This window comes from Sphingomonas sp. 10B4 (assembly GCF_035019905.1).
Classification (GTDB): domain Bacteria; phylum Pseudomonadota; class Alphaproteobacteria; order Sphingomonadales; family Sphingomonadaceae; genus Sphingomonas; species Sphingomonas glacialis.
Genome location: NZ_JASJVC010000036.1, coordinates 21,725 through 36,452, shown reverse-complemented (window position 1 = coordinate 36,452; position 14,728 = coordinate 21,725). Strand labels below are relative to the sequence as shown.

Here is a 14,728-nt window from a genome sequence, read left to right as displayed (position 1 = left end):
GAGATGTGTATAAGAGACAGCAGCCCGATCCCCTCGCGGACGAAATCGATCCCCACCCCATTGTCGACCAGCCCGCGATCGGTCAGCGCCGCCACGCGGTCGGGGAGCGTCTCGCCGCCGGTCACGCCGAGCGAGCGCCGCCCGTCATGCTCGACCGAGAAGCCGATATCAGGCCGCGCCATCGCGAGCCGCTTGACCACGTCGAGGCACGCGGCGAATTCGCTTCGCGGCGAGCGCAGGAACTTGCGCCGCGCCGGCACGCGCTCGAACAGACCCTCGACACGCACGCGCGTCCCCGGGGGAATCGCTGCGGGCCCTTCGGACAGCACGACACCATTATCGACCACCCGCGCCCAGCCCTCGCTCCCGCGCACCCGGCTCTCGAGCGTCATCCGCGCGACGCTCGCGATCGAGGGCAACGCCTCGCCGCGAAAGCCGAGCGTGCTGACGTTTTCGATAGCCTCGTCGGGAAGCTTCGAAGTGGCGTGCCGCTCGAGCGCGAGCGCCATGTCTTCGGGCGTCATGCCGCAGCCGTCGTCGGTTACCTCGACAAGGTCGGTTCCCCCGCCCGCCAGGCGCACAGCGATGCGGGTGGCGCCAGCGTCGACCGCATTTTCGACCAGCTCCTTCAACGCGCTGGCGGGCCTTTCGACCACTTCACCGGCAGCGATACGATTGACGAGATGTTCGGGCAGGCGGCGTATTGACATGGTGCAGGCTCTAGCCCAATCGCAGGCCTCCCGCGACCCGCATTCCACCACGTATCAGAGCGGTTTCACCGCCGCGCTGAACGCCTTGGTTGTAAGCGACGTCACGATATTGTGCGACCTGTCGGCAGTTCACTAAGTCCGGCGTGAAACGGAACGATCCATGGGCTTTTTCTCGAATCTCTTCCGCTTTTCCTCCCATGACATGGCGATCGATCTGGGGACCGCCAACACGGTGGTCTATCTGCGCGGCAAGGGCATCGTGCTCAACGAACCGTCGGTCGTCGCGGTCGAGACGCTCAATGGCGTCAAGCGCGTCAAGGCCGTCGGCGACGACGCCAAGCTGATGATGGGCAAGACCCCCGACAGCATCCAGGCGATCCGCCCCTTACGCGACGGCGTCATCGCCGACATCGACGTCGCCGAGCAGATGATCAAGCACTTCATCCACAAGGTGCATGGCGGGCAACGCCGCTTCATGCGCTGGCCGCAGATCGTGATCTGCGTGCCGTCGGGATCGACCTCGGTCGAGCGCCGCGCGATCCGCGATGCCGCGTCGAACGCCGGTGCCAGCCAGGTCTGGCTGATCGAGGAGCCGATGGCCGCCGCGATCGGCGCCGACATGCCCGTCACCGAGCCGATCGGCTCGATGGTGGTCGACATCGGTGGTGGCACGACCGAAGTTGCCGTGCTCTCGCTGCGCGGCCTCGCTTACACCACTTCGGTGCGCGTCGGCGGCGACAAGATGGACGAGGCGATCGTCTCCTACGTCCGCCGCAACCACAACCTCCTGATCGGCGATGCGACCGCCGAGCGGATCAAGCAGGAAGTCGGCGTCGCCAAGCCGCCGGCGGACGGCATCGGTCTGACGATCCACGTCAAGGGCCGCGATCTCGTCAATGGCGTCCCCAAGGAAATTCAGATCAACCAGGGCCAGATCGCCGAAGCGCTCTCCGAGCCCGTCGGCCAGATCGTCGAGGGCGTCCGCATCGCACTCGAGAACACTGCGCCCGAGCTTGCCGCCGACATCGTCGACCAGGGCATCGTGCTCACCGGCGGCGGCGCGCTGCTCAAGGGCATCGACGAGGTGCTGCGCGACGAGACCGGCCTGCCCGTCACGATCGCCGACGACCCCCTCACCTGCGTCGCGCTCGGCACCGGCCGCGCGCTCGAGGATCCGGTCTATCGCGGCGTCCTCCACAGCGCGTGACGCGGTGAAGTGAGCGCTTGCGCGGTCTGGGCCGAGGGATTGACCCTACTCAGGGCGCAGCACATCGCGTAAGGCGAAACAAGGTTTTTACTAGCCCTCGGGCTTTTTGATGGGGGTATGATGGCGCCGCCTCGCAATCGGCGTCCGGGGTTTTCGCGGCGGGCGCAATACAGCCTTTTTGCAGGATATGTCGTCGCCGTAGCGGGGTCGCTCGTCGGGGCGGTGCTGCTTGCCTTGTCGACTTTGGACCCCGTCGCCTTTGCAGCACTGCGCGCGAGCGTTGCCGAAGTGAGCACCCCGCTGTCCTCGGGGCTGGCGGGCATCGGCCGCGGGATCGGCGCGATTCCCGGCGGGATCGGCAGCTATTTCGCGGTCCACGACCAGAACGCCGCGCTGCGCAAGCAGCTTGCCGCGCAGCATGCGCTGTTCCTGCGCGCGCGCTCGCTCTCCTATGAGAACCGCCGCCTACTCGCCTTGCTCCGGGTCCGCGAACGGATATCGGAACCCGTCGTCACCGCGCGGCTCGTCAGCTCGTCGGCGTCGAGCACGCGCCGCGTTGCCGTGCTCAACGCTGGATCTTGGCAGGGCGTCGCAAGCGGCCAGCCGGTGCGCGGGCCCGAGGGGCTGATCGGCCGTGTGCTCGAGGCGGGGCCAAACAGCGCGCGCGTGCTGTTGCTGAGCGACCCGGAAAGCGTCGTGCCGGTGCGCCGCACGCGCGACGGCGTGCCCGCGCTCGCGACCGGACGCGGCGACGGGCTGATCGACGTCAAGTCGGTCGCTTCGGCGACGACCGATTTCGCGCCGGGCGATGTGTTCGTGACGTCGGGGACGGGCGGCATCTATCCGCCCGACGTCCCCGTCGCGCGCGTGCTGCGGCGTGGACGAGATGCCTCGATTGCGCGCGCGTTCACGCAGGCCGATACGGTCGATTATGCGCTCGTCCAGCGCGCTTTCATGCCGCCCGCGCCGCCGATCCCAGTCCCCGCGCCGCAGCCCAAGGCGACGGCCACGCCGCGTCCGCCCAAGAAGAAGCCGTGAGCGCGCGATGAGGCAAGCCCGCGGCCCATTCGACGAGGTCCCCGACCAGAGCTTCCGCCGGTTCGTGCCCGCGATCACCGTCGCGATCGGATCGGCCCTGACCCTGTGGCCGATGGTCGCAAGTTTCCCGGTGCTGCCGCCGTTCGGCTTGTTGATGCTGCTCGGTTGGCGGCTCACGAAACCCGAGAGCCTGCGCATCTGGGCACCGCTGCCGCTCGGTTTCTTCGATGATCTGCTCAGCGGGCAACCGCTCGGCAACGCGATGCTGTTCTGGACGTTGTGCCTGTTCATGATCGACCTGATCGACCAGCGCGTCGTCTATCGCGATTTTTGGCAGGACTGGCTGATCGCGGCGGGCGCGATCGCCTTCTGCCTGCTCCTCGGGCGTCTGGTCGCATCGCCGATCGGCGCGCATGTCGATACCGGGCTGATGCTGCAGATCGCGGTGTCGATCCTGTTGTTCCCGCTGGTGGTCCGGCTGTGCACGCTGCTCGGCGACGACGAGGAGGAGTTGTGAGCGGCGGCGCCTTTCGCCCGAGCGGCCGCGTCGCGACCGAGGCCGCGCAAAGCTACAGCTTCTCGCGGCGCACCGTGATGCTTGGCGCGGCGCAGGGCGTGTTCGGCCTTGCGCTCGCCGGGCGGATGACGTGGCTCGCGGTGGTCGAGAACGAGCAATATACGCTCAAGTCGGAGAGCAACCGCGTCAACATGACGCTGGTGCCGCCGCGCCGCGGCTGGATCGTCGATCGCCACGGCGCGCCGATCGCCAACAACCGCACCGATTTCCGCGTCGACATCATCCCCGACCGGCTCGAGAACAAGGACCATGTCCTCGCGCTGCTGCGCGACCTGCTCAAGCTGCCGCCCGAGGAAATGGACCGGCTCGTCGCCGATCTCGAACATGCCGCCGGGTTCCAGCCCGTTCAGGTCGCGGAAAATCTCGATTGGGAGCGCTTTGCCGCGGTCAGCGTGCGGTTGCCCGAGCTGCCCGGCGTCGCCCCGACGCGCGGCTTCTCGCGCAGCTATCCCGCAGGCGCGGCGGTCGCGCATCTGACGGGCTATGTCGGCGCGGCTTCGGCCGAACAATATAAGCAGACGCACGACCAACTGATGGTCACGCCGGGCTTCAAGCTGGGCAAGGACGGCCTCGAAAAGACGCTCGAGAAGCAGCTGCGCGGCGTCGCCGGACAGAAGCGTGTCGAGGTCACTGCGCGCGGCAAGCTCGTCGCAGAGCTCGCCACCAGGCCCGATCAGCCCGGCGCGAACGCGCGCCTGACGATCGATGCCGGGCTGCAGGACTATGCCGCACGCCGGCTCGGCACGCAGTCGGGCTCGGTGGTGGTGATCGACTGCCTCACGGGCGAGATGCTCGCGATGGTGTCGATGCCAGCCTATGATCCCAACAATTTCTCCGACGGGATCAGCCATCTCGAATGGAAGATGCTGTCGGAAAACGACCACGTGCCCTTGATGAACAAAGTGCTGCAGGGGCTCTACCCGCCGGGCTCGACCGTCAAGCCGATGAACGGGCTCGCGCTGCTCGGTGCGGGCGTGCCGGCGTCGGACCGCGTCGTCTGCTCGGGCGCGCTGCGCGTCGGCACGGGCGTGTTCCATTGCCACAAGAAGAGCGGGCACGGCGCGCTCGATCTCAAGAATGCGATCATGCAGAGCTGCGACATCTATTTCTACGAGATGATCCGGCGGCTCGGCTACGATCATGTCGCCCCGGTCGCGCGGTCGCTCGGGCTCGGGCAGAAGTTCGAGCTGCCGTTCAACAGCCAGCGCTATGGCACCGTCCCCGATACGGCGTGGAAGCTGCGCCGCTACAAGCAGCAATGGACCGTCGCCGATTCGCTCAATGCGTCGATCGGCCAGGGCTATGTGCTCTCCAATCCGCTTCAGCTCGCGGTGATGGCGTCGCGGCTCGCCTCGGGTCGCGCGCTCCAGCCGAGCATCCTGGCGGCGGATGTCCGCCACGGCGCCCCTGCCCTGCCGTTCGCGCCCGAGCATCTCGATACGATCCACCAGGCGATGTGGGGCGTGGTCAATGGCGGCGGGACCGGCGGCGCGGCGCGGATGCTCATCCCGGGCGTCGCGCTCGCGGGTAAGACCGGTACCGCGCAGGTCCGCCGGATCACCATGGCCGAGCGCGCGGGCGGCGTGCTCAAGAATGGCCAACTCCCCTTCAAGATGCGCGATCACGCGCTGTTCCAGGGCTTCGCGCCGCACGACAAGCCGCGCTACGCGATCGCCGTCGTGCTCGAACATGGCGGCCATACCGTGCGCAATCTCGATACGCCCGCGATCGCACGCGACATCATGACATATCTGTTCGATCGCGACCGCGCGATGGCGTCGCTGATCGAGGGCGAGGCGACCTGGGGTGGCGACATCCACACGCGCATGGCGGCCGAGACCGCGGCCTACCGCGCCGCCGCCAACGCGCCGCCGCTCGCGGTCGGCGCGCAGACCGAATTCGGTGCGAGCGCCCCGACCGACGCGCCCGCGGTGCAAGCCGCCGCCGCGGCCGACGTCGCGACCGCAGAAGAGCTCGCCAACACCGCCGCGCACGGCAACACCGTCGCCGAGGACGGCACCACCGAGCGGGATGTCCCATGAGCGGTCTGAGTTTCGTCCCTGCCCCGCTCGCGCAATTGCCGTGGAAGATTCTGCTGCTCGTCCTCGCGATCGGCTGTTTCGATTCGCTCGTGCTCTATTCGGCGGCGGGCGGCAGCATTCGCCCTTGGGCGCTGTCGCAAGGCATCCGCTTCTTCGTCTTCCTCAGCGGCGCGATCGTGCTGTCGCGCATCCCCGAGCGGGTGTGGAGCAATGCCGCGCTTCCTGCTTATGGCGCGCTGTGCGTGATGCTCGTGCTCGTCGAGCTCGTCGGTGCGATCCGCGGCGGCGGACAGCGCTGGCTCGATCTCGGGATCGGCTTCCGGCTCCAGCCGTCCGAGCTGATGAAGCCTTGCATCGTGCTGACCTGCGCCAAATTCTACGATCTGCTGCCGCCCAACGAGACGCGGCGCTTCGGCGCGATCTGGCCCGCGGCGCTGCTGATCCTGGTTCCTGCGGCGCTGGTGATGAAGCAACCCGACCTCGGCACCGCATTGATGATCATGATCGGCGGCATCACCGTGATGTTCCTCGCAGGCGTGCCGCTCCGCTTGTTCATCGGCGGCGCGCTCGCGCTCGGCGCGGCGGTTCCGCTCGCGGTCAATTTCGTGCTGCACGGCTATCAGCGCAACCGCATCCTGGTGTTCCTAGACCCCGAAAGCGATCCGCTCGGGATCGGCTACCATATCAGCCAGTCGAAGATCGCGATCGGATCGGGCGGGATCTTCGGCAAGGGCTTTCTCAACGGTACGCAAAGCCATCTCGATTACCTGCCCGAGGGGCATACCGATTTCGCGCTCGCGACGATGATGGAGGAATGGGGGCTGGTCGGCGGCGTGCTGCTGATCATCGCGTTCCTCGTGATCGTGCAATGGGGTCTGTCGACTGCGATGCAGGCGCAATCGCGCTTCGCCAAGCTGACCGCGGCCGGGCTTGCCGCGACGATCTTCTATTATGTTTCGATCAACATGGCGATGGTGATGGGGATGGCGCCGGTGGTCGGCGTGCCGCTGCCGCTGATCAGCAACGGCGGATCGAGCCAGATGACTTTCATGCTGTGCCTCGGGATTCTGATGTCGATCGACCGGACCAACCGCCGTTCGCCGGTGCGCTGGTAGTTTTTTTGCCGCTCTGCACAAAAAGGGTTTGCATCGCGCGGCGACGCTGCTAATCGACCGCCTCCCGCAGCGGTCGCGCCACCAAGCGCCTCGCAGATCGCCGCGATATGGACGCATAGCTCAGTTGGTAGAGCAGCTGACTCTTAATCAGCGGGTCCTTGGTTCGAGCCCAAGTGCGTCCACCATAACTTCAACACGTTAGAGTGATCGGGTGGAGTTGTTTTACCTCGCGGGGTAACGCCACGGGTAACATTTAGGTGTGCAAGTCAGTCGGTCGCGATTGCGGTGGGTGAGGACCAATCGGACCCAATGGCGGACGTTCCGCGCCGCGTCAGCGCTCCCCAAAACCGGCCATTCGTTCAGATCGCGAGTTTGGAGCGATCTACTAGGGGCGTCGGACCACAAGATAGTCGGTCACCCAGCGCTTATTCGTTTAGCACGATTGCGCTCCATATTTGGCCGGATAAAGCTGATGTCTGGCAACCCGCTCCCAAGCAGCGCAAGCAGCGGGTTTACCGCCGTTCCGTTTTACCGGTTTGCGCATCGCGTCGTCGATCAAACCGTTGCGTCAGTCCGTCATCGCAAGAAGCGCGAACGTCGCTAGCCAATGCTCACCCATATAATCGTCCGCGAGATGGGGCAGCGCGGCTTGGAGGTGTGCGTGGGCGATCACGCGGGCCGACGTTGGCTCGGGTAGATCGTCGGCGAGGCGCTGCCAGCACCAAGCCCGCGCGAGGTTCAGGCCGTCGAGATGGGCGAGGCGACCGTCGCTGCGATCGGTGACGACGGCCGGCGTGCGCAAGCAAGCGGTCGGTGCGCCGTAGGGATGCGGCAGGAAGGCGCCAAGCCACGCCAGAAAATCCGCGCCAAGCACGTCCTGCATCAAGACCGCTTCACACAAAGTCGCGGACAGGAAGTCCTCGCCGCTCGGCTCCCATGGGTGCGCCGCGCGGTCCGCACCGAACCAAAGTCTTGATCGCGCCTCGATCACCCCGACAAGGGCCGCGTCATGCGTTCGCGCCCACCGCAACGCGTGGATCAGCGCGAAGGCCGTACTGTCATGCTTGCCGCTACGCACGGGATACAAGAGCTTGGGTAAATAGGCGGCAAAGCGCACGGCGAAGGCCCGCGCAAGCGGCTCCAGCGCCGCGGCCCATGGCCGATCGGGGCGCAACGCGAGCTCGTCATGCAACGCCAGCAGCCAGCCCCAGCCGTACGGGCGTTCGAACCCGCCGGTCATCGGTCGATCGAGATAGGCGACCTCGCCCGCCACGCGGTGCGGCACCAGCATCCGATCCGCCAACGCTTCGATCGCGGCTGCCTGGTCCATCGTAGGGAACAGGCGGGCGAGCCGCATCACTTGCCACCAGCCATGGACGCAACTGTGCCAATCGAAGCTCCCATGGAAGATCGGGTGCAGCGTCGCGGGGAGCGCAAGATCGGCCGGGCCGTTGAGGACCTGATCGAGCTTGTAGGGCCATTCGCGCGTCAAATGGCCAAGCGTCAGCGTGGCGAACCGCTCGGCGGTGGCAGCATCGAGCATCAGCGAAATCCCAGCCAGTAGAGCAATGCGATATTGACTACCAAGAGCGGCAGCGCGGTCGGCACCTGCGCGCGGATCACCGCGCCCCTGTCCTTCAGGTCGAGCAGGGCGGCGGGCACCAGATTGAAGTTCGCCGCCATCGGCGTCATCAGCGTGCCGCAAAACCCGGCGAGCATGCCGATCGCCGCGATGACTGCCGGGTCGCCGTGATGGCGGCCGATCAGCAGCGGCATCGCGACCGCCGCGAACATCACCGGAAAGGCTGCGAAGGCATTGCCCATCACCATCGTGAAGGCCGCCATGCCAAGCGCGTAGACGAGCACCGCGCCGATCAAGCTGCCCTCGGGGATCGCGGCGCCGGCAATATCGCCGACGACGTGCCCAACACCGGCGAGCGCGAACACCGCGCCGAGGCTCGCCAGCATTTGCGGCAGCACCGCCGCCCAGCCGACACCGTCCATCAGCCGCAGCCCCTCGGCAAACGGCGTGGCGGGGCTCGGCCGGAACCAGGCGTAGCCGATCGCCAGCGCGAGCAGGACGCCGCACGTGAGGGCCACCAGCGTGATTTGCTTGGGATCGACCAGCGCGGGCATGGCCTTGAAGGCAAGGGTGCCCAGCATAGCCGTCGCGGGAATGACCAGAGCGGGCAGGAACAGCCGATTGCCGCGCGTGGTCGCGTCCGCCTGTCGCTCGACCGCGCCGGTGGTGCCGCGCGCGCCGCGTCCCATCGCTCCAGTGCCCGCGATTGCGACGAGACCAAGGACGAGGACACCATTCCCGATATCGCCGATCCGGTCACCGATTGTGAAGCTGACCGCAAGCAAGGCGTAGAAACAGGCGCTGCCGAAGCGCTTCGGATTGCTGCGATCGGTCGCGCTCAGCGATGCGAACATCGCGAACATCAGCCCGGCAACGGTGTAGATGAAATTCGTGCCGATCATGTGCCACGCGCCAGGCGGCGGTCGAGCCACCACAGGCGGCCCCCATGGATCATCAGCGCCGCGACCGCCGTCGGGATCGCCCAGAGCGACAGATGCAGCGGCTGGATGACGATGCCATAGCCCTCCAGCACACCCTTCATCAGCAAGATCGATCCAATTGCAATGAAGATATCCTCGCCGAAGAACAGTCCGATATTATCGGTCGCGGCGGCCAGCGCGGGGATCGCGTCGCCGCCCGGCGCGACGCCTTGCCGCTCCGCCGCGGCCTCGGCCATCGGCGCGACCAGCGGGCGTACGCTCTGCGCCGGTCCGGCGATCGAGGTCAGGCCAAGCGCGGACGTGATCTGCCGGAACAGGAGATAGCCGATCAGCAACCGCCCGACCGTCGCGCCCCGCAATGCCGCGATCACGCCGCGCGCGCGCTCCTGCAGGCCATGGCGTTCGAGCAGGCCGATGACGGGCAAGACGATATAAATCGCGCTGACGAAGCGGTTGGCGTTGAACGCCTTGCCGAACGCAGCGAGGATCGCGAGCGGAGCGATCCCCGCGGCAAGGCCGGTGACCAGTGCCGAGACCGCCACGACCAGCAGCGGGTTGAAGCGCAACAGGAAGCCCGCGACGATCACCGCGATCCCGGCCAGAACAAGCATTCAATCGCCTCCGAATCCGCCGCCGCCAGGCGTTTCGATGACGAACACGTCTCCCGCCCGCATGTCCACCTTTGCCGTCGATCCGAGGCGATCGATCGATCCGTCGCTACGCTCGACGCGCGCAGCGCCCACGGCGCCCGCCGACCCGCCATGCAGTCCGAACGGCGGCACGCGGCGGCGATTGGCGAGGATGCAAGCGGTCATATCGGACAGGAACCGAACGCGCCGCAGCCCCCCGTCACCGCCTTTATGCGCCCCTGCACCGCCCGAACCCGGGCGGATCGCGAACGCTTCGAGCAGCACCGGAAAACGCGTCTCGAAGATTTCGGGGTCGGTCAGGCGGCTGTTGGTCATGTGCGTTTGGATCACCGCCGTGCCGTCATAGCCCGGGCCGGCCCCCGATCCTCCGGCGATCGTCTCATAATATTGGTAGGTCGCGTCGCCGAAGGTGAAGTTGTTCATCGTCCCCTGGCTCGCCGCCATTGCCCCCAGCGCCCCGAATAGCGCGTCGGTGACGACTTGGCTGGTCTCGACATTGCCTGCCACCACCGCCGCCGGGAAGCGCGGATTGAGCATCGACCCTTCCGGCACGCGGATCGTCACGCCGCGCAGGCAGCCATCGTTGAGCGGCACCTCGGTATCGATCAGCACGCGCAGGACGTATAGCACAGCGGCGCGAACGATAGAGACCGGCGCGTTAAAGTTGTTCGGCCGCTGCTCGCTGGTTCCGGCGAAGTCGATCGTCATGGTCCTGCTTGCGCGATCGATCCAGATGGCGACCCTGACGACCGCACCGTCGTCCATCGCATAGGTGAAAGCGCCATCGTCCAGCCGGGCGATCAGGCGGCGCGCCGCGGCATCGGCATTGGCCTGAACATGCTCCATATAGGCGCTGACAACATCCGCACCGTATTCGTCGGCGATCCGCGCTAAGCCAGCCGCGCCCCGCGTGCAGGCGGCAAGCTGCGCTGCAAGATCGGCGATATTCTGGCCGATGTTGCGCGCCGGATAGCGGCCGCTGGCGAACAACGCGCGCAGTTCGGCTTCGCGGAAATGCCCCTCGTCCACCACCAGCACATCGTCGAGCAACACGCCTTCCTGCTCGACCGAAACACTGTCGGGCGGCATCGATCCAGGCGTAATCCCGCCGACATCGGCATGGTGGCCGCGCGCGGCGACGAACCAGTCCGGCGCACCGCTTCCACCCGGCGATCCTGCGGCGAAGACCGGCATGATGACGGTGATGTCGGGCAAGTGCGTGCCTCCGCGATACGGCGCGTTCAGCGCATAGGCGTCTCCGCGGCGGATACCGCGTCCGTCGGCATTGCCGCCGCGCGCGGCGATGATCGTACGGATGCTCTCGCCCATCGAACCGAGATGCACCGGGATATGCGGCGCGTTGGCGACGAGATTGCCCCCGGCGTCGAACAGAGCGCACGAGAAATCGAGCCGCTCGCGGATGTTGACCGACGCGGCGGAGCGTTGCAGCGCGGCGCCCATCTCCTCGGCGATGCTCATGAACAGTCCGGCAAAGATCGCGAGGCGGGTGGGGTCGCTTTGCGTGCCGAAGCTGGCGACGCGTCGGGCGGTGACCCGATCGAGCAGGAGATTTCCGAGATTGTCCACGCGCGCGCGCCAGCCGGGTTCGACGACCGTGGTCGACATCGGATCTATGATCAAGGCGGGCCCGTCGAGCGTATGGCCGGCGGGCACGCCCTCGCGCGCCATAACTGGCGTATCGTGCCACGCTCCCGCCATATGCACCGGCACGATGGTCAGCGGTGCGGCGGCATGACCAGGCAGATCGACCAGCATGGTCTCGACCGGCGGACTCTTCGCGACGGCTTCGGCGACGAGTCGATCGACGATCAAAGGTTGCGTGCTGGCAAAACCGAACTGCGCGACATGCGCGCCGTCGAAACCGGCGATCATCGTCGCCGTGTCCCCAAAATCGAGCTCGATCGTATGTTCGGTCTGGCCGCGACGGAGGTGGACTCGGCGCTCGACCACGACGGCGTCGGGTGCGACGCCCTGCGCCACCAGCGCTTGCTGCGCCTCGACCACCAGCATATCGAAGGCCGAGGCGATCGCCGCGCTGTCCGCGATCCCCGCGCCCAGCGTCCGCTCGCGCAGCACGCGGCGATCGGCCAGCCCCATGCCATACGCCGACAGCACGCCCGCGAGCGGGTGGATCATCACCTGATCCATCCCCAGCGCGTCGGCGACTAGACACGCATGCTGCCCGCCGGCGCCGCCGAAACAGGCAAGTGTATAGCGAGTGACGTCGTGCCCGCGCGCGACCGAGATTTTGCGGATCGCATTGGCCATGTTCGCCACGGCCACCGCGACGAAGCCTTCGGCGGCGGCATAGGCGTCGAGCGGCAGTTCGGCGAAACGCGCGGCCACTGCCGCCGGGTCGAGCGGCTCGTCGCCCTTCGCCCCGAACAGCGCGGGGAAGAATTCGGGGCGCACCTTGCCGAGCATCACGTTGCAGTCGGTGACGGTCAGCGGCCCGCCACGGCGGTAACAGGCCGGCCCCGGCATCGAGCCTGCGCTGTCCGGCCCCACTCGCAGCCGCTGCCCGTCGAAGCTGCAGATCGAGCCCCCGCCCGCTGCCACGGTATGGATGCGCAACATCGGCGCGCGGATGCGAGCGCCCGCGATCAGCGTCTCGGTATCGCGTTCGTAACTGCCGGCATAATGCGACACGTCGGTGGATGTGCCGCCCATATCGAACCCGATGATTCGGTCGAACCCGGCCGCGCGCGCGGTCGCCGCCATCCCGACGATGCCACCTGCCGGCCCCGACAGGATCGCATCCTTGCCGCGAAAGCGTGCCCCATCGACGAGGCCACCCGACGATTGCATGAACAGCGCGTTCCGGCCGAGCGCTGCGTGCAGCCCCGCGACGTAGCGATCGAGCACCGGCGACAGATACGCATCAACCAACGTCGTATCGCCGCGCCCGATCAGCTTGATCAGCGGCGCGACGCGGTGGCTGACCGAAATTTGCGTGAAGCCGATCGCCGTCGCGAGCTCGGCCAGCGCCGCCTCATGCGCGCTGAAGCGATAGCCATGCATCAGGACGATGGCGATCGACCGGAAACCCGCCGCAAAGGCCGCCTGCAAACCGGCCTCCGCCGCGTCGCGGTCGAGCGGGGTCACCACCGTGCCATCCGCTGCGATCCGTTCGTCGATCTCGACGACGTGCGCGAACAGCGGCACGGGACGCGCCAGGTCGCGCGCAAAAATGTCGGCCCGCTCCTGGTGTCCGATCAGCAGCGCATCGCCGAAGCCGCGCGTGATCGCCAGGACGGTCGGCTCGCCCTTGCGCTCGAGCAGCGCATTGGTCGCGACGGTCGTGCCGATGCGCAGTTCGAGCGGCACGTCCACGCGCCCGGTCAGGCGCCGGATCGCCTCAACCGCCGCATCGGCATAACGCTCGGGGTCTTCGGACAGCAGTTTGGCGGTGACGATTTTTCCGCAGGGCTTGCGCGCTACGACGTCGGTGAAGGTACCGCCGCGATCAATCCAGAACTGCCATGGCACCATCAGTCCGTTTCTCATTTCCGCAGTGAAGGATCAAGCGGGAGATCCTTTGATTGCGCCGGCTAGGCCAAGCCGCTTGGCGCATGGGCCGTTTTACCGCAAACTGACGCGATGCTGACCCTGCTCCTCCTCCTCGCCCAGGCGAGCGCACCGCAAACCCCTCCGCTCGCCGCCGCGACCGCGCCCGCCGCGCAGACGTCGAGGTGGCCCGCGCGCGATGCGCAGGTCACCTTTCGCAATTTCCGCTTCAAGTCTGGGGAAACCCTGCCCGAACTCCGCATCACCTACACCACGCTCGGGCAACCGCACCGCAACGCGCGGGGCGAAATCGACAATGCGGTGATGGTGCTCCACGGCACCGGCGGTACCGGCCGCCAGTTCCTCAGCCCGCAATTCGCCGACGAGCTCTACGGACCCGGCCAGCCGCTCGACATCGCGCGCTACTGGATCATCCTGCCCGATGGCATCGGCCACGGCAAATCGTCAAAGCCGTCGGACGGCTTGCACATGCGTTTTCCGCAGTACGATTATGACGATATGGTCGAAGCGCAGTATCGGCTGTTGCGCGATGCGCTGGGCATCCAGCGGATGCGTCTCATCATGGGCACGTCGATGGGTTGCATGCACAGCCTGATATGGGGGGAGACGCATCCCGATTACGTTCGCGCGCTGATGCCGCTCGCGTGCGAGCCTGTGGAGATCGCCGGGTTGAACCGCATGTGGCGCGAACTTGCGGTGGAGGGGATCGAGGCGGACCCGGCCTGGGCCGGCGGCGACTATCGCGCGCCGCCGACGCAGGGCTTGCGAACTGCCGCGAGCCTGCTGTTCGTGGCGGGGGCGGCCCCGCTCTATTTCCAGTCGCATTATCCGCATCGCCAAGCGGCGGAGGCCTTCGCGCGCGAACGGGTGGCGGCATCAATCGCCGCGACCGACGCCAACGATTTGATTTACCAGATCAACGCGTCGCGCACCTACGCACCATGGCCTCGGCTGGAGGCGATCACCGTGCCGACGACCTGGATCAATTCCGCAGACGATTTCATTAACCCGCGCAACCTCGATTATCCCCGGCAGGCGGTCGCGCGGATGAAGGACGCCCGCTTCCGGCTCATTCCGGAAACCGCGGAAACACGCGGCCACGGCACACACACCGCGGCGCGCTTCTGGAAGCAGGATCTGGTCGAACTGCTCCAGCGCACCGAGTAATGCGCCATAATCATCACGACCCAGAAGTCGCCGTTCGGGCGTCCCTTGCCCCCCCCCCGAAACCTGCCGTTCATGCACAATGTGATGTCGGCTCGGTCCGGCTGAGTTTGACCGGCAGCTTTGCCGCGACAGCTGCTGGTCGACCTTCAG

Annotated in this window: 11 protein-coding genes and 1 tRNA gene; 7 read left to right on the top strand and 5 right to left on the bottom strand. The window is 66.9% G+C overall.

Going from position 1 to position 14,728, the window contains the following annotated elements:
* The coding region (gene mutL / locus QN347_RS12060) for a DNA mismatch repair endonuclease MutL (protein ID WP_323494039.1) at positions 1-710 on the bottom strand (710 nt) is incomplete at its 3' end.
* A gap of 160 nt (positions 711-870) precedes the next feature.
* Between mutL and QN347_RS12055 the strand changes: the two genes are divergently transcribed.
* From QN347_RS12055 to QN347_RS12030, 6 genes are all read left to right on the top strand, one after another.
* On the top strand, positions 871-1,917 hold the full coding sequence (locus QN347_RS12055) for a rod shape-determining protein (RefSeq protein WP_010186326.1): 1,047 nt from the start codon (positions 871-873) through the stop codon (positions 1,915-1,917).
* A gap of 120 nt (positions 1,918-2,037) precedes the next feature.
* Positions 2,038-2,955 (top strand): rod shape-determining protein MreC, encoded by a 918-nt coding sequence (gene mreC / locus QN347_RS12050; RefSeq protein ID WP_322163904.1) that lies wholly within the window; start codon positions 2,038-2,040, stop codon positions 2,953-2,955.
* Between the two features lie 7 nt (positions 2,956-2,962).
* On the top strand, positions 2,963-3,472 hold the full coding sequence (mreD, locus tag QN347_RS12045) for a rod shape-determining protein MreD (protein ID WP_322163905.1): 510 nt from the start codon (positions 2,963-2,965) through the stop codon (positions 3,470-3,472).
* A gap of 77 nt (positions 3,473-3,549) precedes the next feature.
* Positions 3,550-5,574, top strand: coding sequence for a penicillin-binding protein 2 (mrdA, locus tag QN347_RS12040; RefSeq protein ID WP_416194528.1), 2,025 nt, complete (start codon positions 3,550-3,552; stop codon positions 5,572-5,574).
* Positions 5,571-6,689 carry a rod shape-determining protein RodA gene (rodA, locus tag QN347_RS12035; protein ID WP_133188014.1) on the top strand — a complete coding sequence of 373 codons (1,119 nt, stop codon included), beginning with the start codon at positions 5,571-5,573 and terminating at the stop codon, positions 6,687-6,689. The genes mrdA and rodA overlap by 4 nt, the downstream gene beginning before the upstream one ends.
* Positions 6,690-6,798: 109 nt before the next feature.
* A tRNA-Lys gene (locus QN347_RS12030) sits at positions 6,799-6,874 on the top strand.
* Between the two features lie 383 nt (positions 6,875-7,257).
* On the opposite strand, the gene QN347_RS12025 is transcribed toward QN347_RS12030, so the two are convergent.
* Genes QN347_RS12025 through QN347_RS12010 form a run of 4 tightly spaced genes read right to left on the bottom strand, consistent with a single transcriptional unit; the run spans position 7,258 to position 13,390 of the window.
* Positions 7,258-8,232, bottom strand: coding sequence for a DUF2891 domain-containing protein (locus QN347_RS12025; protein WP_322163907.1), 975 nt, complete (start codon positions 8,230-8,232; stop codon positions 7,258-7,260).
* Positions 8,232-9,173: a DUF979 domain-containing protein gene (locus QN347_RS12020; RefSeq protein ID WP_322163908.1), complete on the bottom strand. Its 942-nt coding sequence runs from the start codon at positions 9,171-9,173 to the stop codon at positions 8,232-8,234. Before QN347_RS12020 ends, QN347_RS12025 begins: the two co-directional genes overlap by 1 nt.
* Entirely contained in the window at positions 9,170-9,823 is a 654-nt protein-coding gene (locus tag QN347_RS12015) for a DUF969 domain-containing protein (RefSeq protein ID WP_189674626.1), read from the bottom strand. Before QN347_RS12015 ends, QN347_RS12020 begins: the two co-directional genes overlap by 4 nt.
* Entirely contained in the window at positions 9,824-13,390 is a 3,567-nt protein-coding gene (locus tag QN347_RS12010) for a hydantoinase B/oxoprolinase family protein (protein ID WP_322163910.1), read from the bottom strand.
* Positions 13,391-13,483: 93 nt separating this feature from the next.
* On the opposite strand from QN347_RS12010, the gene QN347_RS12005 reads away from it, so the two are divergent.
* Positions 13,484-14,578, top strand: a complete 1,095-nt coding sequence (locus tag QN347_RS12005) for an alpha/beta fold hydrolase (protein ID WP_322163911.1) — start codon at positions 13,484-13,486, stop codon at positions 14,576-14,578.
* The last annotated feature ends 150 nt before the right edge of the window (positions 14,579-14,728 follow it).